The sequence below is a fragment of the Alteromonas sp. H02 genome, assembly GCF_059682525.1.
Genome location: NZ_CM185021.1, coordinates 1056328 through 1076631, shown reverse-complemented (window position 1 = coordinate 1076631; position 20304 = coordinate 1056328). Strand labels below are relative to the sequence as shown.

General features: G+C 47.2%; 20 protein-coding genes and 1 pseudogene. 7 read left to right on the top strand and 14 right to left on the bottom strand.

From position 1 onward, the window contains the following. Positions 1 to 14 precede the first annotated feature (14 nt). Positions 15 to 704 (top strand): DUF2306 domain-containing protein, encoded by a 690-nt coding sequence (locus tag AC566Q_RS04890; RefSeq protein ID WP_499614315.1) that lies wholly within the window; start codon positions 15 to 17, stop codon positions 702 to 704. A 281-nt stretch (positions 705 to 985) separates the two neighbouring features. On the opposite strand, the gene AC566Q_RS04885 is transcribed toward AC566Q_RS04890, so the two are convergent. Continuing rightward, positions 986 to 1342 carry a type II toxin-antitoxin system RelE/ParE family toxin gene (locus AC566Q_RS04885; RefSeq protein WP_241155728.1) on the bottom strand — a complete coding sequence of 119 codons (357 nt, stop codon included), beginning with the start codon at positions 1340 to 1342 and terminating at the stop codon, positions 986 to 988. Beyond that, the gene (locus tag AC566Q_RS04880; protein ID WP_105934879.1) at positions 1320 to 1547 is read right to left on the bottom strand and encodes a type II toxin-antitoxin system Phd/YefM family antitoxin; all 228 of its coding nucleotides are present in this window, start codon (positions 1545 to 1547) and stop codon (positions 1320 to 1322) included. The genes AC566Q_RS04885 and AC566Q_RS04880 overlap by 23 nt, the downstream gene beginning before the upstream one ends. 196 nt (positions 1548 to 1743) lie before the next feature. Between AC566Q_RS04880 and AC566Q_RS04875 the strand changes: the two genes are divergently transcribed. The 4 genes from AC566Q_RS04875 (at position 1744) to tnpC (ending at position 6023) form a co-directional block, all read left to right on the top strand. Beyond that, the gene (locus AC566Q_RS04875; RefSeq protein ID WP_123325866.1) at positions 1744 to 3411 is read left to right on the top strand and encodes a tetratricopeptide repeat protein; all 1668 of its coding nucleotides are present in this window, start codon (positions 1744 to 1746) and stop codon (positions 3409 to 3411) included. 400 nt (positions 3412 to 3811) lie between these two features. Continuing rightward, positions 3812 to 4096, top strand: coding sequence for an IS66 family insertion sequence element accessory protein TnpA (tnpA, locus tag AC566Q_RS04870; protein WP_499614310.1), 285 nt, complete (start codon positions 3812 to 3814; stop codon positions 4094 to 4096). Next, a complete protein-coding gene (tnpB, locus tag AC566Q_RS04865; protein ID WP_126874057.1) occupies positions 4096 to 4431 on the top strand; it encodes an IS66 family insertion sequence element accessory protein TnpB in 336 nt (111 codons plus the stop codon). Before tnpA ends, tnpB begins: the two co-directional genes overlap by 1 nt. A gap of 23 nt (positions 4432 to 4454) precedes the next feature. Continuing rightward, complete coding sequence (gene tnpC, locus AC566Q_RS04860) at positions 4455 to 6023, top strand: IS66 family transposase (protein ID WP_499617367.1); 1569 nt, start codon at positions 4455 to 4457, stop codon at positions 6021 to 6023. Between the two features lie 269 nt (positions 6024 to 6292). Here tnpC and istB (AC566Q_RS04855) read toward each other — a convergent pair whose 3' ends face one another. From istB (AC566Q_RS04855) to AC566Q_RS04810, 10 genes and pseudogenes are all read right to left on the bottom strand, one after another. After that, positions 6293 to 7066, bottom strand: a complete 774-nt coding sequence (istB, locus tag AC566Q_RS04855; protein WP_276309517.1) for an IS21-like element helper ATPase IstB — start codon at positions 7064 to 7066, stop codon at positions 6293 to 6295. Between the two features lie 15 nt (positions 7067 to 7081). After that, complete coding sequence (gene istA / locus AC566Q_RS04850) at positions 7082 to 8602, bottom strand: IS21 family transposase (protein ID WP_499614305.1); 1521 nt, start codon at positions 8600 to 8602, stop codon at positions 7082 to 7084. 408 nt (positions 8603 to 9010) lie between these two features. Next, positions 9011 to 9745, bottom strand: coding sequence for an IS21-like element helper ATPase IstB (gene istB / locus AC566Q_RS04845; protein WP_071979584.1), 735 nt, complete (start codon positions 9743 to 9745; stop codon positions 9011 to 9013). A gap of 9 nt (positions 9746 to 9754) precedes the next feature. Then, positions 9755 to 11278, bottom strand: a complete 1524-nt coding sequence (gene istA / locus AC566Q_RS04840) for an IS21 family transposase (protein ID WP_499614302.1) — start codon at positions 11276 to 11278, stop codon at positions 9755 to 9757. 130 nt (positions 11279 to 11408) lie between these two features. After that, positions 11409 to 11636, bottom strand: coding sequence for a type II toxin-antitoxin system RelE/ParE family toxin (locus tag AC566Q_RS04835; RefSeq protein WP_105933342.1), 228 nt, complete (start codon positions 11634 to 11636; stop codon positions 11409 to 11411). A 171-nt stretch (positions 11637 to 11807) separates the two neighbouring features. Then, positions 11808 to 13007, bottom strand: a complete 1200-nt coding sequence (locus tag AC566Q_RS04830) for an IS4 family transposase (protein ID WP_348681020.1) — start codon at positions 13005 to 13007, stop codon at positions 11808 to 11810. A 101-nt stretch (positions 13008 to 13108) separates the two neighbouring features. After that, positions 13109 to 13216, bottom strand: coding sequence for a type II toxin-antitoxin system ParD family antitoxin (locus AC566Q_RS04825; protein ID WP_499614298.1), 108 nt, complete (start codon positions 13214 to 13216; stop codon positions 13109 to 13111). Positions 13217 to 13844: 628 nt separating this feature from the next. After that, on the bottom strand, positions 13845 to 14027 hold the full coding sequence (locus AC566Q_RS04820) for a hypothetical protein (protein ID WP_499614295.1): 183 nt from the start codon (positions 14025 to 14027) through the stop codon (positions 13845 to 13847). Between the two features lie 646 nt (positions 14028 to 14673). Beyond that, positions 14674 to 15090 (bottom strand): annotated as a pseudogene (locus AC566Q_RS04815) (transposase); the annotation flags it as partial. 417 nt (positions 15091 to 15507) lie between these two features. Next, positions 15508 to 17127 (bottom strand): NAD(P)/FAD-dependent oxidoreductase, encoded by a 1620-nt coding sequence (locus AC566Q_RS04810; protein WP_499614292.1) that lies wholly within the window; start codon positions 17125 to 17127, stop codon positions 15508 to 15510. Between the two features lie 157 nt (positions 17128 to 17284). Here AC566Q_RS04810 and fdxA point away from each other — a divergent pair, with 157 nt between their 5' ends. Then, positions 17285 to 17608, top strand: coding sequence for a ferredoxin FdxA (gene fdxA / locus AC566Q_RS04805; RefSeq protein WP_499614289.1), 324 nt, complete (start codon positions 17285 to 17287; stop codon positions 17606 to 17608). A 19-nt stretch (positions 17609 to 17627) separates the two neighbouring features. Here fdxA and rlmE read toward each other — a convergent pair whose 3' ends face one another. Beyond that, on the bottom strand, positions 17628 to 18248 hold the full coding sequence (rlmE, locus tag AC566Q_RS04800; protein ID WP_499614286.1) for a 23S rRNA (uridine(2552)-2'-O)-methyltransferase RlmE: 621 nt from the start codon (positions 18246 to 18248) through the stop codon (positions 17628 to 17630). 194 nt (positions 18249 to 18442) lie between these two features. On the opposite strand from rlmE, the gene AC566Q_RS04795 reads away from it, so the two are divergent. Beyond that, positions 18443 to 19183: a TrmH family RNA methyltransferase gene (locus tag AC566Q_RS04795; protein WP_499614281.1), complete on the top strand. Its 741-nt coding sequence runs from the start codon at positions 18443 to 18445 to the stop codon at positions 19181 to 19183. 45 nt (positions 19184 to 19228) lie between these two features. Here the strand turns inward: AC566Q_RS04795 and ylqF are convergent, their stop codons facing one another. Further along, a complete protein-coding gene (ylqF, locus tag AC566Q_RS04790; RefSeq protein WP_499614277.1) occupies positions 19229 to 20233 on the bottom strand; it encodes a ribosome biogenesis GTPase YlqF in 1005 nt (334 codons plus the stop codon). Positions 20234 to 20304: the final 71 nt, after the last annotated feature.

Here is a 20304-nt window from a genome sequence, read left to right as displayed (position 1 = left end):
AGAGGTCTCAATTTATGTTTTCCTCGCTACTCATATTTCATATTTTTTCGGGTGCCGTAGCGCTTTTAGCTGGGTATTCAGTGATTGTAACTAAGAAAGGAGGAACCGCTCACAAATACCTAGGCAGGAGCTATGTGATCGCAATGCTTGCACTTGGTTTGACCGGTACATTCATCGCAGTTTCGAGAGAAGTACCTCTATCAATTCTAAATGGATTGGTACTTTGTTACTTCGTGTTGTCCGCCCTAAATCTCATGTGGCAACCTCCAAGAAACACCAATGTTTGGGATAAAATACTATTTGCCTTTGTTCTTCTGATAACGTCGGGGTTTGCTTGGTTTGCCTATCAGGCAAGTGAGGTAGAAGGAGGGCAGTTGGGCGGATTTGGTATTCAAGCTTATCTGGTTTTCGGCAGCGTCATGCTTTTTTGTTGTATTGGTGATGCTCGCTATTTGAAGCGTGGTGGACTAAATGGAAAGAGTCGATTAGTCAGACATTTGTGGCGTATGTTTTTCCCTTTATTAATGTCCACTGCCGCTTTTTTCCTAGGCCAGGCACGACATCTTCCTGAGGCATTACAGAACATTGGATATTTACTGGCACCCGTGGTTTTTGTGCTCGGCACAATGATTTATTGGATTATAAAATTAAGGACAAATGCATTTGCACATGAGACTGTTAGTCATCATCATGCAGAGCAGTAAAGCGGAAAATGGAATTTTAGATGTGCAAAGAATTTGCAAAGTCTCTTTTCGCATTTATAACCTGTTGGTTTAATTAAACTAACAAAGACACAAATTTTTCAAAATCCGCCGGGGGTAACTCTGTGCCGGTTCAAGTCCGGCCTCTGGTACCACTTTTAGATGTGAACACAAACCGACGAGAGTCGGTTTTTTTGTGCCTGAAATCAGCGTCTTTCTGTAGCTCTGCTCTACCCTGTAAACGAGGGATCAGTATTCATCCTGTTCTATTAATTTAGAATAAATCAGACGAGCAAGTTAACTTCAAACAAAAGCTTTTTCAGATCTTGTCTAGAATCAATAACCAGAAGAAGGATGATCGTCTTTGTAGACTCATCGACTCGATAAAACACCACATTATGACTATCGACAAGAAGTTGTCTGTATTCAGTTAATCCTAGTTCCAGGAGCCTGTCACTATGAGGCGCAGAATACGGATTTCCAGAGAGTTGAGACTTAACTTTTGATTTAATAGCTTGCTTGGTCTCGCTAGCAACATTCTGATTAAATTTTCTAGTTAAAAATGCATTCAGTTTTTTCAAACAAAGTTTAAAAACCGGTGTCACTTTTATGCTGTATTCAATCGTCGTCAAATGCTTCATCCAGATCAAATAGCCCATTCTGTCGCGCACTGCGTTCTGACAAATTAATGAGTTTTAATAATGCTATAGTTTGCTGCTGTTCTTCGTAGTCTTTCGCATCCTGAATAACATACTTTGGCTTGCCATTTTGCGTGACCAAAATGGGATTATCCAATTCCAGATGATTCGCATGTTCCTTCATGTAAGATACAGTTTGAGTTTTCATGACAATCTCTATTGGTCTAAATATAGACCTATTATAGACCGATAGACGAAAAACGAAACGGTTAGTTTTCCGAGTGAATCGCCATATTTTCACGATTTGCCTATACCGGAACATTTATTTAATCAATTCGGCTTCAAGATTGGAAACTCTGCATGTTATGCTTCTTATATTAATTCAGTGATTCAAAACTACTTACTTGACAAAGTTTGATAAAGATTTCCCGAAATTAGAGATGCGGCTTGACGCATTTTTTGATGCCATTGATGACGAAGATTATAAACTTGCCCGACTCATTGTAAAAAAAGCGGTCAGGAAATTCCCCCGACATCCTGTTTGCTTTGCGCTTCAAGGGCTAGCAGCTGTATTTATCGATAACGATCATACCGATGGTTATTTGTTTTTTAAGCAAGCAATAAACAGTGGCTACGCACCTGCTTTTGTATACTTTAATTTTGGACTCTGTGCCGAAAAATCTGGCTCAATTGCTGAATCTTTAGCGGCTTTTCAAAATGCGCTGGACAGTGCGTCACCGGAAGAACTTCATCAATATGAACCTGCCAGACTCCATCTCCAGGCGATAAGAGAACAACTTCCCGAACACCTCACTTTAGAACAGTACCTTATAGACGCCGAAATTTTTGAAGAAGGTGTTGTATTGTTAGAAAGTCATAAGTTCAGTGAAGCGGCAAACTGCTTTACTCTACTGTTAAAAAGCCAGCCTGAGCATGTACAAAGCTGCGGCAATTTGGGAATTTGTCAGATGTATTTAGGCGATCACTTGTCTGCAAAACGTGCGTTTCATCGAGCGTTGGCAATTGATCCGGATTACCTGTTAGCTGAAAATAACCTGATATTATTAAAAGCGCTTGAAGACGGAGAGATAGAAGAGCTTCCAGGATTTGGTATTACCGATTTCTATGCAGAAAAAGAGAAAACCTCAAATCCTGCCACTGAACTCAATCAGGCAATATCACAAGCCATGGCCAACGAGCAATTTGACTCAATTGAGGATGCCCAAGCATTTGTTGAGAACTATATGAATGAGCATAACAGTTCACCGAATACTGATATGCTTAACCTCACACCAAGCCAAACTCACAAGCTACTTACTGAGCCTTTCGAATCCAGTGATTTACTTAGCTGGCAATTTTCGAATGTTACCCAATTTACATCAGCCCCTGTTTATTGGTTAGCTGTAAATTTAATAGGAGCTTTAGGGGCTGATGGAGTTAAGTGCACCGCCAATGGAAATTTGCCCCGCAATTTATGCCGGTCGCTATTCGATAGTTATATGAAAGAGTTTGCTCCTAGCTTTATCGTTTCCAAAATAAATAGAGAAGACGATTTCATTAACCTACATGTAGTTCGCAGCATCTTGTTGATTGCCAAATTAATTCGTAAACACGGTGGGCGCTGGAAGCCTTTGAAATCAACATGGCAACTTTATGAGCGCATACAGCAAGGTGATAGCACAGCTGCGACTGAACTTTATCAAATACTGTTTAAAACGTATGCTACTGAGTACAACTGGGCGTATATTAGTGGTAATGAGAGCGATTGTGCATTCTATCAGTTCAGTATAGGTTACTCATTGTATATGCTTCGTCATCTTGGCACTGAATGGCGACATTACCGAGAATACCAGGTACTTTTTGAGCAGGCTTTCCCAGATCAAGCAGATCCGTTGTCAGAGCTTTCAAAGATAGAATTTCCCTCCCAGTATATTTTTCATTTCTGGTTCGACTTTGCATGGCAAGTAGGACTAATTGAAAAACGTGAAAGCACCGATGAAAATACAAATGGATTTTCCAAAGAAATCATAGCTACGCCTCTGTTTACCGAACTGATTTCTTGGCACATATGAATCCGGTGATAAAAAACGTCATTTACTCTAATCGAATGCGTGCGGCATCAGTAATCATAGCGTCTTCAATAAACATCAATTTATTTGTTATGGCATGGAATTTCAGATCAAAACACACCGTTTATTTGAATCTGATAGAAAGGGATTCCACCTAAACCTCATCACCTTTGTTTGGGGCTTCATGTACAGGGGGAGGGAGAATCGGGTAAAGTGGCACTAAGCATTTTCTATGCAAAAAGCTGTTAGTCATGCAAAGAATTTGCAAAGCGTCATTTTTACAGTTTAACTTGCTGATTTTAAATGATTATTTCAAAGTAAGCGATCAATTTAGACCGTCTTTTCCCGGCGGAGCTACCCCGTAAAATGGTCCCCGTAGATTTTACTCACGGAGACTTAATCGATGGCAACAAAAAGACGTACACGCGAGCAATGGCAGGTATTGGTTGATAAGCAAGCAGCAAGCGAACTGTCGGTCAGTGAATTTTGTGCACAGCATGCGTTAACAGTATCAAACTTCTATCTGTGGCGTAAAAAACTGAGCGATGATAGCCAATCGCTTGCGCAGCAAGATAACTGGCTTGCCTTTGATATGCCAGCAAGTGCGAACCAGAGCGCAGGCTCTGTCTGGGAGATTGAACTGGCATTACCCGGTGGTGTGGTGCTGCGGATGAACCGGGCTGCCTGATGTTACCCTTATCCAATGGGCGTATTTGGCTGTATACCGGTAATACCGATATGCGCAAACAGTTTGATGGGCTGGCGGCACTGGTACAGGGCAAACTGGGGATGCAAGCGCATTGTGGTGACTGGTTTGTGTTTATCAATAAGCGCCGTACCCAGCTCAAGGTGTTGTATTACTACCAGGGCGGTTATTGTTTGTGGAGTAAACGGTTAGAAAAAGGCACCTTCGCCAAAGTCACTGACGGTACAGCAAAAACACCATTAAACAGTGCTCAGTTACAGTGTTTGATTGATGGCATTTACTGGCAAAAAGACAAACAAAACAGGCGATTTAATTGACTGATTTTGTTATAATTTACGCCATGAAAACACATTCTATTAGTCACCTTTCACCGTCTGAAATTGAGGCTGCCTTTGCTCATCAAGCTGAGGAGATTGCGCAACTCAAGCATCAACTGGACTGGCTTAAACGCCAGTTGTTCGGGCGTAAGTCTGAAAAGGTGTTAGTGGATAATCCGGCGCAGAGCAGTTTGTTTGATGAGGGTGAGACACACGCCTTACCGGCAGACACCAAACCGGTGAAGGCCCATACCCGTTCCTCACAAAAGCAACGTCGCGACTCGGATGTGAATGATGACGGCCTACGCTTTGATGAGACGGTGCCTCAGCTGATTATTGATGTGCCTGCGCCTGAGTTACAGGGGGCGGATGCCGACCAGTATGATGTCGTGGATATCAAAGAAACCCGTCGCTTAGCACAACAGCCCGGCAGTTATGTGGTACTGGTGTATCGTCGTCAGGTCGTGCGTCATAAAACCACGCAAACCCTTAAGGATACCCCGGCTCCTACCAATGTACTGGAAGGCTGTTACTGCGATGTCTCACTACTCGCTGGGCTGATGGTGGATAAAGCGGTATATCACTTACCGCTTCACCGGCAACATCAACGGATGCTCGATAGCGGCATTACCCTTAGTCGGGCTACCCTAATCAACTGGATACAACAAGGCATTGAGCTGCTTCGGCCCATCGCCAAGGCCCAGTGGCAGCACATTCTGCAAAGCAAAATCCTGATGATGGATGAAGTGCCCATCAAAGCCGGGCGTACCAAAGGGGCTGGCCGAAAACCGGGGCAAATGAAACAAACCTACTTCTGGCCGATGTACGGTGACAGTGATGAGGTGGCGTTTACCTGGAGTCACAGCCGGGGCATGTTGCACGCCAAAGCACAGTTACAGGACTTTACCGGTACCTTGCTCACAGATGGCTATGCCGCTTACACCAAAACGGTTGAACAATTAAATCAACACGAACAAAAGATAGTGCACGCTGCCTGTTGGGTACACATGCGCAGAGGCTTTGAAAAAGCCCTCGACAGTGAGCCGCAAACAGCGCAACAGGCACTGGATATCATCGCCACGCTCTACCGGCATGAAAAACACATCCGGGATAAGCAATCAGACCTGGCTGATATCCATACCTACCGGCAACAACACAGCGAACCCTTAGTCACTGAGTTCTTCCGGTGGGTCTACCAACAACGCCAGCGCACCGATTTACTGCCCAAATCCCCCTTCGCCAAGGCGCTTCACTATGCGCATGAGCGGGAGAGCCAACTCAAGGTGTTCCTGAGTAACCCGGCGTTACCCCTGGATACCAATCATCTGGAACGGGCACTGCGGGTTATTCCCATGGGCAGAAAAAACTATTTGTTCTGCTGGTCTGAACTTGGGGCTGAGCAACTGGGTATACTACAAAGCCTGATGGTGACTTGCCGCCTGCAAGGCGTCAATCCCTACCATTACCTCGTGGATGTATTGCAGCGTGTAGCACTGCATCCGGCCAAAGACGTACTCGACCTGACGCCAAGAGTCTGGAAAGAGAGATTCGCGGACAAAAAATTAACGAGCGACTTAGATAAAATGGGGTGATCCGGGTCTATATTGATCGCTTACATTTCAAACACCAACTTTTCAAAATCCGCCGGAGGTAACTCTGTGCCGGTTCAAGTCCGGCCTCTGGTACCAAACACTTCTTAGGTGTGCATCAATAAACCGACGTGAGTCGGTTTTTTTGTGTCTTATTTTCTATTCAAACGCAGATATATCATCCATTTGTCGATTGGCACCCTAATGGCGCCACCCATTTGCGGGCTAATGGAGCCACTTTAAACTGTCATTTTACCCCTCAAACAAGGTGATTATTTCTCGCTTTTTCCTCCCCGTCCAGTCTGATCATTGTGCTCACGTAATTTTCGATAGCTTTCCCCCTCCAGAATCAGTCGATAAGCATTGTGTCTGAGCCGATCAAGCGTGGCAGCGCCAAGCAGTTTATTCGGGAAGGCCTGACCCCATTCGCTGAAGTCCAGGTTGCTGGTGATGATCGTTGATTTTTGTTCATATCGTTCATCGATTAAGTCGTGTAAGTCTTCATCCTGAGGGGATTTGAGAGGCTTTAAACCGAAGTCATCAATGATGAGCAGGTCTACTTTGGCTAATGTCTGGAAGCGTTTCTCATAGGTGTTCGTGGCTCTGGCTGCATGCAAGTTCGCAAGCAGTTTCGCCTGCGTGAAGAACAGTACATCTATGCCTTGCTGCACAGCACAATGCCCAATGGCTTGTGCCAGATGACTTTTGCCCGTGCCGCACGGGCCTGCGATCAGTACCGCCACATGTTCATCTATAAACCGGCAATCAGCCAGTTCATTGATATAAGCGCGGTTCAGGTTGGGGTTAGCGTTCAGATCGAAGCTTTCCAGTGTTTTATTACCTCTGAAGCCGGCACGACGCAGACGTGTGGCATACTTTTTCTGATCACGCCTTGCCACTTCATCCTGTACCAGTAAAGCCAGGAAGTCGGGATAACTGAGTTGATGTTCAATGGCCTCACGATTGCGCATCGCTAATGAGTCCGTCATACCAGAGAGGCGTAGTTGTTTCAGTAATGGCGTGAGTTCGGGGATCGGGTTGATCATCTGTTTTTCCTTGCTTTAGTGAGGGAGAAGTTTGTTGGGATCTCGGTGGAAGCGGCCACCGCCAGTATAAGCATCGCTTAACGTATCGAAGGTGCTCGATTCATCTCGTTGCTGGTCCAGACCTTTTTCAAGGATCTGTTTAACGGCGCTGTAACGGACATTATCGAAGGTCAGTGCGCGTAAGCAGGCGGCTTCAACTCGTTTGTCACCGTAGCGTTTGGCAAGGCCCACAACACCTTGTGCAGCACGTAGGTTGTCCAGTACGCGACTGGCAAACAAACGCTTGATAAACACATGGCATGAGTCGCCAATCCGCTGCGCCTGTGTTAAACAATACTGCGGATCCTGCATGTTGTAGGCTTGCGCGGCGGGCGGTTGATGTTCAGGCACCGTAGCGCGGCCACCCTGATGATGCATTCGGGCATGCCTGGCTTTCAGCTCATGCTTTTGATAGATACGCACCATGGTATCGCTGGCTTTCAGCCACAGTGTTTCTCGGATCAGAGTGTAAGGTACTGAGTAACGACAGTGTTCAAACTGTACGTGCCCATCACCGTGTACCTTTACTTTAGCCCAGACGGCTTGCTCTGGCGGCACTTCCGGTAACGGACTAAGCAATGCCTGCTCAATCTCAGTAAAACGTTCAAGTGGCTGACATTTCGTGGTGCCGTGTTTACGATTACCGGCGACTGACAGCAACCAACGTTTAAGCTGTGCATTGGCGTCGCTTAAGCTGCGAAATTCTTTTAGCGGTACGAAGCCATTTTTGATGTACTTAACATTAGACTCGACACGCCCTTTCTTCTGCGGGTCACGTACAGGGCATGGTGCAATCAAAAAACCATAGCCTTCAGCACATTCACCATAAGCGCGCTGAACCTCAGGATCGTGATAGCAGGCCTTGGTAATGGCACATTTAGGATTGTCTATAACGACCCGTTTAGGCACACCGTTAAACCATTCAAATGCACGACGGTGGCAGGCCAGCCAGGTGGCGGTGCTTTGATCGCGAATGAATTCGGCGTAGATATGCCGACTCCAGGCTAGCGTCATCACAAAGATCCAGCTTTTGCGTAACTCGCCGGTCCGGGTATCCACAATCAGTGGCCCTGCACCGAAGTCTACTTGTGCAGCATCGCCAGGCGTAAACTCCATGACGGTTGTCGGGGCCGGCGTCTTCTCAGAGAGGACTTTTAAATAGCGGATCACCGACCAGTAGCTTCCTGTGAAGCCATATTTATCCACCAATGCCTGATGGATGGTTGTGCCCTGGATCCCTTGCTCATACCACTTTGTGATCTTATCTGCATAAGGAGCCACAGAAGAGCCTTTAATCAGGACTTGAGAATTTTCTTCAAGAACAGTTGCAAGCGTATCGTTATCAGGCAAAACAGCATCGGGATCCAGCCAGCCATGCAGAATTGCCTTTTCTCTCAACGCTTGTGCTTTTTTGCGTCCCATCAGTCCACTATTGGCGATAGCACGATTGGATTCCCCCATTCGCATTCGAACGAGGATCTGTCGGTATTGGTACATTTCAAACCTCCGGTTTGCCAGGCGTATTCTCCTGACTGAAAAACAGTCAACGATACGCGAGTTAAACAGAAGTTTGAGGGGAAAATCAGGTCAACGTGGATCCATTACGCCGCTAATCAGGTGGATCGATTACGGTGCAAATAGGGTGGCTCCATTAGCTGCCAATATAGTGGCTCCATTAAGTGCAAATGAACTGGCTCCATATTGGTGCCAATCAACACCATTCGTTGATGTAGTATTCTGGCGATTTCGATGCCCTGTGCTGAGGGCCAGTAATAAACTGCGTATTAGGCATTTCCCGATCACTAATTCCGGCCTCTCGATCACCCCAATTCTGATACACCCGATCACTGGTATTATGGCTTGCCCGATCAGTAGTTGTGGCAGACCGCAGTCTGCCACAGGTATTTACCTCATGGTTTGTTGCTTTCTCATTGACTCCCCAGTGAGGGTTATCCGGTGAGCATTGTGGATGAGGCGATCTAGTAGCGCATCGGCAACCGTGCCGTTACTTATCATTGAATGCCATTGCTCTACAGGTAGCTGACTACAGATGATGGTGCTACTTACGCCGTGCCTGTCTTCTACCACCTCCAGTAAGTCTGTTGCCTGTTTGACGGTGAGTTTTTCCAGTCCCCAGTCATCCAGGATCAGTAGCTGTTGTTTCGCTATCGTTGCTAGCTGCTTGGTGTAACTGCCATCAGCGTGACCGATGTGTAAGTGCTCGTTTAATCGTGGTAATCGCCAGTAACCAACACGTATTCCCTGGCGACACGCTTGTTCACCAAGCGCACAAGCTACATAGGTTTTACCGCCACCTGTGGCTCCGGTAACAATGATATTCTGATGATGACTAAGATATCCGCCATTTAATAAATCGGCCATTCTTGGCTTTTGTAATCCGCGGCCATTGTCGTATGACAGTTCTTCCGGTGTTGCATTTAACCTGAGTCGTGCCTGTTTACGAAGTCGGTTGATGCGGTTTGTCCGTCTTTGGTTCATTTCATGGTCAACCAGCAGGGACAACCGTTCCTCGAAGGCTAATTCACAGTAGGTGTTGGGTTGAGCGCGTTGCTGTTTTAACATATCCGCAATCCCTGTCATGCGCAGTTGCTGTAATTGTTGGATGAGTAGATCGTTCATTTGAGTTCCTTATTTGTAATATTTAGGGCCGCGGATGTTGTGATGAGTGAGATTGGGCGTTTCAACGTCATCCACTTTCGGGGCATTATCAAGGTGGGTGTGCAACAGCGATTTCACGCTGGCTCGACAGGGATTACCTATATCAATAGCCCGGCGACAGGCTTGTTCCAGGCGACTTTCGCCGTATTTCTTTGCAAGGTTAAGTAGCCCAAGGCAGGCCCGATAACCTTGCTCTGGATGTGGTTTGCTTTGCAGAATGGCGTCGGTGACTTCAAGTGTGGAAGGGCCGATCTGCTTTGCCCAGTTCTTGAGTCTTCCGGGTGACCATTTCTGATGCTGATGATTGGCAGGCATATGCTCATCAACACAGGTAAAGCCACCTTTTCGGTCACTACGCATGTGTTGTGCAATGCACTCGCGTTGGTAGTAAATCCGAATAAGCCGCTTAGAAGCCTGTATTTCAACTGACTTGCCGACAAAGAGGTGAGGAACTGAGTAGAAATGGTCTTTGTACAAGACATGGTAATCAATACCGACTCTGGCAATATGGATTTCAGTGTATTCCCATGGTGTTGTGGGTAACCGGGCCAGCTCTGGTTTATCCAGCGATTCAAACAAGGTTTGTCGGTTTCCCGGTAATCGCTGGAATGGTTTCTGATTCAGTTCATGCAGTAACGCCCGAATAGCAACATTAAGGCCTGATAAGGTATGGAAGACCTGATGCCGCAATTTTGCCATTATCCATCGTTCCACAATGAGTACGGCATTTTCTGCTTTCGCTTTATCTTTTGGCTTCAGAGGTCTTGCAGGCATCACGGCGCAGCCATAATGATTCGCTAATGACTGGTAAGCTGTATTCAACTGAGGTTCAAATCGACAGGCTCTGGTGACCGCTGACTTGAGATTGTCCGGTACCAGCAATTGCGGCACGCCGCCGAAGAAGGCAAACATAGCCACATGCGCCTCCAGCCAGCTTTCGAGCTTCTGGTTTTCTGTGGCAATCGCAAAGGTGTAGTTTGACGCGCCCAGTACCGCAACAAAGACCTGGGCATTACGCACTTCTCCGGTGCCGGGATTTACAATCGGTAATGTCGGCCCACAGAAGTCGATAAATAGCTTCTCGCCTGCTTTATGCGTAAATCGCATCGAGCGCTTTTGCTGGGATTTCCATTCACGATAATTGTCGCAAAACTGGCTGTAGCTATAGCAAGCATCAGGGTAATTAGCCTGATATTCCTCCCAGAGCAGCAGTTTAGTTACACCTTTACGCCGCAGTTCAATATCCATCAGGCCATAATCAGGTTTAATACGGCCCGCTTTCCTGTCAGGATAAAGTGACTGATGTAGCCATTGATCGGAGGCATGCTCAGGTAACGGCCAGCCACAATCCAGGGTTCTGAATTTACCGAGAATATCAGATATAGTGGCAGCCCCCACATTCAGTCTCCTGGCGATGTCCCGGTTACTGAGGTTTTCATCAAGCTTAAGATAGAGAACCGCTTTAACGCGTTCTATGTCAGTAGGTTTTGACATACTTGTTTCCTCTTTAAAATTAAAAGAAGTTAACAAGCATAAAAGACTGATCGGGTGGTGAAGAAAAAGTCTGTGATCGAATGACCGGAATAGAGTTGATCGGGCTAGCCAGAATCAGCGATCGAGAACATCAGAATACGCAATAAACCATATGTTTTTGAATTGGGAAACTTCGCGCATTATCAGAAAGCTCTGGTCTTCTCTTTCCGATATCTGGCGCATTGGCAATCTTAATTAAGGCCTCATGCAGCAATAAGATATACGCTTCAGCCTGACTATGTCCCCAAGCTTCAATGGTTTTGATGGCTATTAGTCTCAGATCATCTTCTGCAAGTTCGGAGAGCTTATAACTTGCCATCGACTTGGCCACTTACTTCAGCAAAGATGTCCAATGCTGATTTATCTGAGCTTTTACCTTCAGATAATTGCTGGAAACCTTTCCCTACCTCTTCTCGTAAGATGTCCAATTGTTGCTGCTTTAGTACGTCTTTTTCGAAAAGCAATCTAAGGCTGAGGGATCCCCACGAATTTAGCATGTAATCTTGCTCATGCAAGCTTCAGCGGTGAGTTCATCAAGCCAGCGGATCGTCTTTTTCCACTGATGCAGGGTAAATCGCATTGAGGTGTTAAAAGCTCTCAAGCCAAGAAAGTGAAAGGATAGTACGGATTTTGTTTCGGTATTTGCCTGAAAGCGTCGATGCTTGTTACTGACAACTAATAGCATGCCCAACAGTACAGCCACTAACGAAGCCAGTGTGGTAAGCAAGACCAGAACAGTAATGCGTGTCTTGGTTGTGCTGCGATTATTTTCATACCCCAGACCAAAGCGCGTGCTTTTCATATCCCGAAAGCCTTCTTCTATTTGCATGCGCTGGCGATAAATATCGATGACTTGTTTAGATAAGTGACGATGGTAGGGCAATGACGTCGCCAGTAGCCACGGATCTCTTGCGCCATCAGCATATTTCAATGAATTGGTATCCCGTTGGCGCGAGCCATTGGCATTAAACGCTCGTCGACCTTTCGCTTTCTCTTTAACCAACACCAAGGTACAGGCAAAAGGTCGTGACTTGACGATAAGCGCGTTATCAAATCGCTTGGGCCGTGTTGTAGCCTTTAGATAAAGCTCAGCGATAGATTGCCATTCATTACCGCCATCCAGCGAATATGAATGTGGCTTTCGCACACGTCCGACAATATGCCATCTCAATGCCTGCACTTCACGAAACCACGGCGATTTGTAGCCCGCATCAGTGACAATAATGGGCTGGCAGGTATCCGGTAAGAGCGTGTGCAATATCTCTAAAAAGTCTCTATGTGTAGTCGCTTTTGCACTGGCTTTTCTATCATGCACTTCCTGATAAAGGGTAATAGGCCGCCCTTTAACGACAATTGCGGCGCGAAGTAAAAAGTGCTTTTTGCACTTATCCAAATCTGACCAGTCAACGGCAATGACAGGATGTTTACAGGTACAAAATAACCGGCAAATCATTGCATAGATAAACGGTACTTCACGCTGGAGGTGACCATTAGATAACAGCCGGTCAGCCCGCTTAATACGGTGTTTCTCATAGGCATTGGAACGGATACCGCGCCCCATACTGGTCACAGTGGCCGAACCGCTCTCAATCAAGCTTCGCACACAGGCGACAACGGCCTGTTTGCGGGTTTTATGCATTTTATGGCTGACAAAAGAGACAAGATTGTTCAATATAGAGCGTGCATTCATGGTGTTTTCTGTGTTGGTTTTTTTTGGCGAAAGATCTGATCACCAAATGCCATGAATGTTCCCTAACTCTTTGACTTTATTTTACTATTCGTGGGGATAGCTCAGAATCTAAGGCCATCTCTGATAACTTCGCTCGCTGAGGTATAAAGACCTGAGGCCACTTTCTCATTGATACGTTTTTCAAACTCTGAGCCGAGAGTAATATTCATAAACACCTCCACACGTTACATTCATATTATGCGCATAATATATTCACTTTACCAATCTATAATTAGCTTCGACAGAGCATTCATTAATCTAGAAAAGTAGTGAGTGATCGCTCAGTAAGAAAACTTATACCATGCAAAGAATTTGCAAAGTCACTTCTTGCAGCTTCAACCAGTTGATTTAAAGTAATTATTCTAAACACTAATTTTTCAAAATCCGCCGGGGGTGACTCTGTGCCGGTTCAAGTCCGGCCTCTGGTACCAAACACTTCTTAGGTGTGCAGGCTCGGCTCTAGGCTTTACCCCATAAACGGGGGAGCAGCACTCATCTCGTTTTATTTATTATCCCATCCTTTTTTATCTCTCATATAAAAGGCAAACAATCATCGGACTGTCTGCCTGAATTTTACTATACCTGATACATGCTAATTGCATTGGTTCGCCAATAAGAGGCTTTACTCATCTGTCTTTCGGTTATTTGACAAGAGTTCATATTTTACATACACCAATGAGAAAATCAGACCCAGGGAAAGCAACAGACCACTAGTAAAATCAAATGGTGAAGTACGTATTGCATAAATAACCTGAAAAGCGATAAAGACTATGAAATATATCACTTCTTTTCTCATAACTACTCTAACGCTGCTGACGCTTGTGCAAATGCCAATAGTGCGCCGGTTATAGCTATTGCTCCCCCTCCGGTAGCCACAACTGCTGCAGCATACAAGGCCGTAGCCACTACCCATCCGGAGCCCTCTGAATATTCTATGCCGCCATTAACTAGCTCTAATTCACTTACTGTAAGTTCTTTCATAGGTATACCTTTCTTTTCAGTCAATTGGATATCAATTAGTCAGTATTTATACTATGCACTCTGACATATTTAGATTGTCGTAAGACATCATTAATCACAACTGTCCATTCAACCAGATTTTTATTACACCGGAACCGCGAACAAAGAATTTGCACAACGCCTATACAGAACTATAAGCATCTGAATTAAAAGCTCAATATAAACACTCACTTTTCGAAATCCGCAGGTGACTAATTCTGCGCCGACCGAGTATCAATCCAATCAAACCCGGCCTCTGGTACCATTTTTAGATGTGAATACGAACCGACTTAATATTCTGACAAAGGCGATATCAGTTATCAGGCAAGCACCCTCTTTGATATTTCGATTGTATAACCGGGGGCTTACCAGGTTTGGAAGTGGCCTCATCTTTTACGACAGTTGTCATCTCATTCCACTTTTAAATTCTTAGATAATCTGCATCCGCAGCAGCCAATGGTAATCGGTCCCCAGCCAGTTAGGGAAACTGCGAATAGGTCCTGCAGTTTAACGCTTAGTTAAGCCGCAGCATCACCTGCCTAATTTTTAAACTCTAATTTTGCAGTTTAGGCCAATATGCCGCCGTTTTAGGCAGGATTTTGGCCTTATTTCGGGCTATTCCCGGATTCTAGACAGATCTTGGCTGTCGTCGCAACATCTGGTCAACTTTAAACACGTTCGCCAGAGTGAATAACATAGCCAATTGACTGTCGTTTTTCACCAGTCCCTTATAGCGAGCTTTGATAAAACCAAATTGGCATTTGATGATGCGAAACGGGTGCTCAACTTTTGCTCGGATGCTGGCTTTTAAATATTCGATGTTGATGGCCGTTTTGTTTTTGCGGGGATGCTTTTTCAGTGCCCGAACTTTTCCAGGACGCTCAGCAATCAGCCATTCCACATCCTTTTCTTTAAGTTCTTCACGCTTCTCTGCGCCTTGATATCCAGCATCGGCAGAGATGAATTCCTCATCGCCATGCAACAGGTTCTTCATCTGATTCAGGTCATGTTCGTTGGCGGCGGTGGTCACCAGCGTGAGCGTTATCAGCGCACTAAAAAGCCCCACTCCGCCCAGTAGCGCCGCGAATATCAGCAAACAGGGATAGCCGATGATAGCAATGTAAAACAGGCCCGCTCCCACCAGCGCCAGAGCAAATAACATGGCCGACATTGCGCTTAACAAGACAAACGATGAAGCCTGGATTTTATGCTTATAAGCCAGCAAAAACGCGGCCACCAGAGAAATTAACCCGGTCAGAAAAATACTGACTGCAATCCCTCTGGCTATCAGTACTGATACCAATAACCCCAATGCACTAACGCCACATATTTGTAATAACCGGTGACGGCGTACCTGCGCAAGCGCACCAACGGAATTTGCGTCGTCAATAGAGTCCGGTTTATTGTTATTATCCATCTGAGTGGCCTGTGAATACTAAAATAATGGGGTCAGAGTTAATTTTTATTGCTGGTTCTCAAACGCCAGGGCCAGGGCTTCGGCAACGCGGATTCCGTCGATACCTGCCGACCAGATACCACCGGCGTAACCTGCACCCTCACCGGCCGGATACAAGCCCTTAACGTTAACGCTTTGATAGTCTTTATCCCGTTTAATACATACTGGTGAGGAGGTGCGGGTTTCCACACCTGTGAGTGTGCCATCGGCTTTCGCGAAGCCTTTAATCTGGCGGTCGAACGCCGGGATCGCCTCGCGAATAGCCTGGGTAACATAATCCGGTACCACTTTACTCAGGTCGGTTAAGGTAACACCTGGTGTATAGGATGGGGTAACCTCGCCCAGCTCCGCGCTGGGTTTGCCAGCCAGAAAATCACCAATTAGCTGTCCGGGGGCGTTGTAATTCTCTCCGCCGGCTTTAAACGCCAGTTCCTCAAGACGGCGCTGTAATTCAATGCCTGCCAGCGGGTGACCAGGGTAGTCCTGTTCCGGCGTAATCCCCACTACAATGGCGCTGTTCGCGTTACGCTCATGTCGGGAGTACTGACTCATGCCATTAGTGACCACGCGGCCGGGTTCAGACGCCGCTGCTACCACAGTACCGCCCGGGCACATACAGAAGCTGTAAACGGTACGGCCATTTTTGCAGTGATGCACCAGTTTGTAATCTGCGGCGCCCAGGATAGGATTACCGGCATTATCACCAAACCGGCAGCGATCAATCATGCTCTGCTCGTGTTCAATGCGAAAGCCTATGGAAAATGGCTTGGCTTCAATGTAAACGCCCTGCTCATAGAGGTTCTGAAAAGTATCCCGAGCGCTGTGCCCGAGAGCCAGAATAACCTGTTTACACGCCAGATAATCGCCGTCGGATAAATGTAGTCCTTTCACGCTGTACTGGCCGTCTTGTTCGTCCAGATCCAGTTTTTCCACCCGGGTAGAGAAGCGAATTTCGCCGCCGAGATCGATAATCTGCTGGCGCATTTTCTCTACCATGCTCACCAGCTTAAACGTGCCGATATGCGGCTTACTGACATATAATATTTCTTCCGGAGCACCGGCTTCAACAAACTCATGTAGGACTTTGCGACCGTAATGCTTGCGGTCTTTCACCTGACTGTACAGCTTGCCGTCTGAAAACGTACCGGCGCCGCCTTCACCAAACTGCACGTTGGATTCCGGGTTCAGCGGCTGCTTTCGCCAAAAGCCAAAGGTATCTTTGGTGCGCTCGCGCACGGCTTTACCACGCTCCAGCACAATCGGTTTAAAGCCCATTTGCGCCAGGATCAACGCGGCAAAGATCCCACACGGGCCAAGCCCCACCACTACCGGGCGGTGAATCAGATTTTCCGGGGCCTCGGCAACAAATTTGTAGGTCATGTCTGGGGTGACGCGAACCTGGGTATCTTTGGCAAACCTGGCCAGCAAATCCGCCTCGCCGTTTACCTCTGCGTCCACCGTGTAGATCAGCTGAATATCCCGGTTATTGCGCGCATCGTAACCCCGTTTAAACACGTTAATGCTTAACAGGTCATCGGCGGCAATCGCCAGTTTACTGACAATCGCGGCAGCCAGTGCAGAGTCGTCGTGATCGAGGGGAAGTTTTATATCGGTTAAACGTAACATGAGGGAGGATCCTGGTTCGCCGGACAGCCTGTCTGTCAGAGCGGCTATAGTTTAATGCAGTTGCCGGCAATCCGGTAGCCATTGTGGCCATTTGTCTTTAGATCAGATTGCAGAACCCTTATAATTGCCAACACATTGACTCACGCGCCAACTAATCATGACCTTTGTAGTGACCGACAACTGCGTAAAATGCAAATATACCGACTGTGTGGCCGTGTGCCCGGTAGACGCCTTTTTTGAGGGGCCTAACTTTCTGGCTATCGACCCGGCCATCTGCATTGATTGCGCGCTGTGCGTACCGGAATGTCCGGCCGAGGCCATTATTCAGGATACCGAGTTAACCGAAGCGCAAAAACCCTATCTGGCCATTAATGCCGAGCTTAGTCAGCAGTGGCCAAATATTACGGAAGTGATTGCGCCGCCTGAGGATGCAGACTGCTGGAATGGCGTGCCAGAAAAACTACCGTTACTGGAACGCTAAACGCCAGCGGAGCTGGCTATCAGCCCTTAAAGCCGGTGGCGACTAAATAGACTTCCCGGGAACGGGGGCGTGATGCTGCGGGCTTTCTGACTACCACCTTGTTAAAGGATGAACGAACGTCTTTAACATACTCATCGTAACCCACGCCCTGAAACACTTTCGCACAAAAGCTGCCGCTGGGTTGTAGCACGTTTCTGGCCATGTCGAGCGCCAGTTCAACCAGGTACATCGAGGCATACTGATCGGTAGTTTTTACACCACTTTGGTTAGGCGCCATATCCGAAACCACCACGTCCACCTGATCATCGCCAAGCACCTTAAGAATTTGGTCGTATACCGCTTCGTCGGTGAAGTCGCCCTGAATAAAGTCTACGCCGATAATGCTATCCATAGGCAGAATGTCTGATGCTATCACCCGCCCGTTTTCACCCACTACCGGCGCGACGATCTGCGACCAGCCGCCCGGCGCAGAGCCGAGGTCCATTACTACGCTGCCGGGGCCAAACAGCTTGTCTTTTTCGTTGATTTCAATCAGCTTGTAACTGGCCCGGGAACGATACCCATCAGCTTGCGCCTTTTTCACATAAGGGTCGTTAACGTGTTCTTCCATCCATTTTTTACTGGTTTTTGAGCGGGCCATATCTACTCTGCTGTGACTGGTGGGAAATCGGCGTTTATTGTAATCATGCCCAAGCCATTTGCAAATCCGGCTGCGCCAACAAACTTTGCCGGGCCGCCTGACTTCATGGTTATTACAGGCTACAATGCGCTCTATCTTAGCACGCGCCTATGAGAGCGCCTATTGCCCCTTATCGATCCGGAACGGCCTGCATCATGAAATTAGACGACGTAAAAAAACTGCATCAAAAGAAGTACCGCTCGCAGTTTGGCTATTATCTGGTGGAAGGTGAGCACCTGATTCAGGAGCTGCAGCGATCGCCGCTGATGGCGTTGCCTATTACGGTATACGTTACCGATGTCTGGCAATCAAAGGGCGTAACCCTGGACGCTCGCTTTGAGGTGGTATCGGTGACCGAGCGCCAGATGGCATCCCTCAGCGATACTAAAACGCCGCAAGGTGTTATAGCCAGAGTGCCGCTACCGGCCAGCGATAATAATGCGCCAAAAAACGCCAACGAGCGCTGTATTTACCTGCATGAAATTCAGGATCCTGGCAATCTGGGCACCATTTTACGCTCGCTGGCTTGGTTTGGTGGCTTTCGATTGTTACTAAGCCCTAACAGCGTCGACCCGTTTAACTCCAAGGCAGTTCGCGCCAGTATGGGCGCCATCTTTCATCTGCCGGTCGAGCTGGACGTTTCGCTAAGCCAACTCCAGGCCCGCTTTGCAAAGTTCGCCTACCTCGACCTTAACGGTGCTCCAATAACAGATAAACAGTTTGGGAACTACTCGTGCTATCTGTTTGGCAATGAAGCGCGGGGCGTACCTGCCCAGGCACTATCAGATACAAACGCCGACGCGTTTACCATTGCCGGCAACGGCAACATCGAATCATTGAATCTGGCCAGTGCTGTGGGAATCTGCGCCTTTCAGCTAGCGCAAGCCGCAAAGTAACTGCGGCTACGGCAAGTAGGCTGACTAGTTGCGCAAGAGGCGCTGCTAGCGCCGGTTTTTCTTCATCCGGCGGCTCTGCTCCTGCCGCTTTTCTTCGCGTTTTTCTTTACGCGCCACTTTATCCGGGGTTAGCGAACCTTCCTTGAATTTCTGTTTGCGCCTGGCTTTGTCGGCCGCTTTTTTCTCGGCAGCGGCGGCCATTTCTATTTTTTCCTGCTCAATCATTTCAGGCGTTTCCAGAGTCAGCCGTCCCAACTTACCGGCCTGCAATTCGGTTAACAGGATTTCGCAGATCTTATGCAGATTAACCCGGCCACCAGCCATTATAGCGCCACGGCTTTTGGCCGCGGCTTCCAGAAACTCAAGCTCAGTATCGGGCAACTCTTCCAGCTTGTAGCGCTCTTTCATTGCCTCTGGATAAGCTTTAATTAAATAGTCTGCGGCATAAAAGCCCACATCATCGTATTCCATTGCGGTGTTTTTTACCGCGCCGGATGACGCCAGCCGGTAGATAGAATTGGGGTTTTCCAGCTTTGGCCACAGCACCCCCGGTGTGTCATAAAGCACAATCCCACCACCCAAATTAATCCGTTGCTGAGACTTAGTTACCGCGGGCTCGTTACCCGTTTTGGCAATCACCCGGTCAGCCAGAATGTTAATCAGGGTCGATTTGCCCACATTGGGGATCCCGGTGATCATGGCGTTGATTGATTTCACTGACGCGTGTTTCTGGGCACAGATCGTCTGAACTAATTTTATGATCTGCTTGCTGTTAGCCGGGTTGTCGGTAGTGGTGGTGATAGTTTTTACCCCGCGCTCACTTTCCAGATAAGCCTGCCACCGGGCGGTCAGCTCCGGGTCTGCTAAATCATATTTATTGAGGATTTTAAGAACGGGTTTATCCCCTCTGATTTTAGCGATTTCCGGGTTTTCGCTGGAATACGGGATCCGCGCATCGAGTACTTCTATCAGGATATCAACCTGACTTATCGATTCTTTTATTTCTTTGAGGGCTTTGTGCATATGCCCCGGAAACCATTGTAAGGCCACTACGTTCGTCCTGTTATCGCTACGTTGTGCGCAAGTTTACTGTATTTAAGACTGAAATGGGATTTATTGCA

Coding starts and splice junctions, on each gene's coding strand:
- AC566Q_RS04890 (WP_499614315.1), top strand. CDS start 15: ATGTTTTCCTCGCTACTCATATTTCATATTTTTTCGGGTGCCGTAGCG.
- AC566Q_RS04885 (WP_241155728.1), bottom strand. CDS start 1,342: ATGAAGCATTTGACGACGATTGAATACAGCATAAAAGTGACACCGGTT.
- AC566Q_RS04880 (WP_105934879.1), bottom strand. CDS start 1,547: ATGAAAACTCAAACTGTATCTTACATGAAGGAACATGCGAATCATCTG.
- tnpA (WP_499614310.1), top strand. CDS start 3,812: ATGGCAACAAAAAGACGTACACGCGAGCAATGGCAGGTATTGGTTGAT.
- tnpB (WP_126874057.1), top strand. CDS start 4,096: ATGTTACCCTTATCCAATGGGCGTATTTGGCTGTATACCGGTAATACC.
- tnpC (WP_499617367.1), top strand. CDS start 4,455: ATGAAAACACATTCTATTAGTCACCTTTCACCGTCTGAAATTGAGGCT.
- istB (WP_276309517.1), bottom strand. CDS start 7,066: ATGATCAACCCGATCCCCGAACTCACGCCATTACTGAAACAACTACGC.
- istA (WP_499614305.1), bottom strand. CDS start 8,602: ATGTACCAATACCGACAGATCCTCGTTCGAATGCGAATGGGGGAATCC.
- istB (WP_071979584.1), bottom strand. CDS start 9,745: ATGAACGATCTACTCATCCAACAATTACAGCAACTGCGCATGACAGGG.
- istA (WP_499614302.1), bottom strand. CDS start 11,278: ATGTCAAAACCTACTGACATAGAACGCGTTAAAGCGGTTCTCTATCTT.
- AC566Q_RS04835 (WP_105933342.1), bottom strand. CDS start 11,636: ATGGCAAGTTATAAGCTCTCCGAACTTGCAGAAGATGATCTGAGACTA.
- AC566Q_RS04830 (WP_348681020.1), bottom strand. CDS start 13,007: ATGAATGCACGCTCTATATTGAACAATCTTGTCTCTTTTGTCAGCCAT.
- AC566Q_RS04825 (WP_499614298.1), bottom strand. CDS start 13,216: ATGAATATTACTCTCGGCTCAGAGTTTGAAAAACGTATCAATGAGAAA.
- AC566Q_RS04820 (WP_499614295.1), bottom strand. CDS start 14,027: ATGAAAGAACTTACAGTAAGTGAATTAGAGCTAGTTAATGGCGGCATA.
- AC566Q_RS04810 (WP_499614292.1), bottom strand. CDS start 17,127: ATGTTACGTTTAACCGATATAAAACTTCCCCTCGATCACGACGACTCT.
- fdxA (WP_499614289.1), top strand. CDS start 17,285: ATGACCTTTGTAGTGACCGACAACTGCGTAAAATGCAAATATACCGAC.
- rlmE (WP_499614286.1), bottom strand. CDS start 18,248: ATGGCCCGCTCAAAAACCAGTAAAAAATGGATGGAAGAACACGTTAAC.
- AC566Q_RS04795 (WP_499614281.1), top strand. CDS start 18,443: ATGAAATTAGACGACGTAAAAAAACTGCATCAAAAGAAGTACCGCTCG.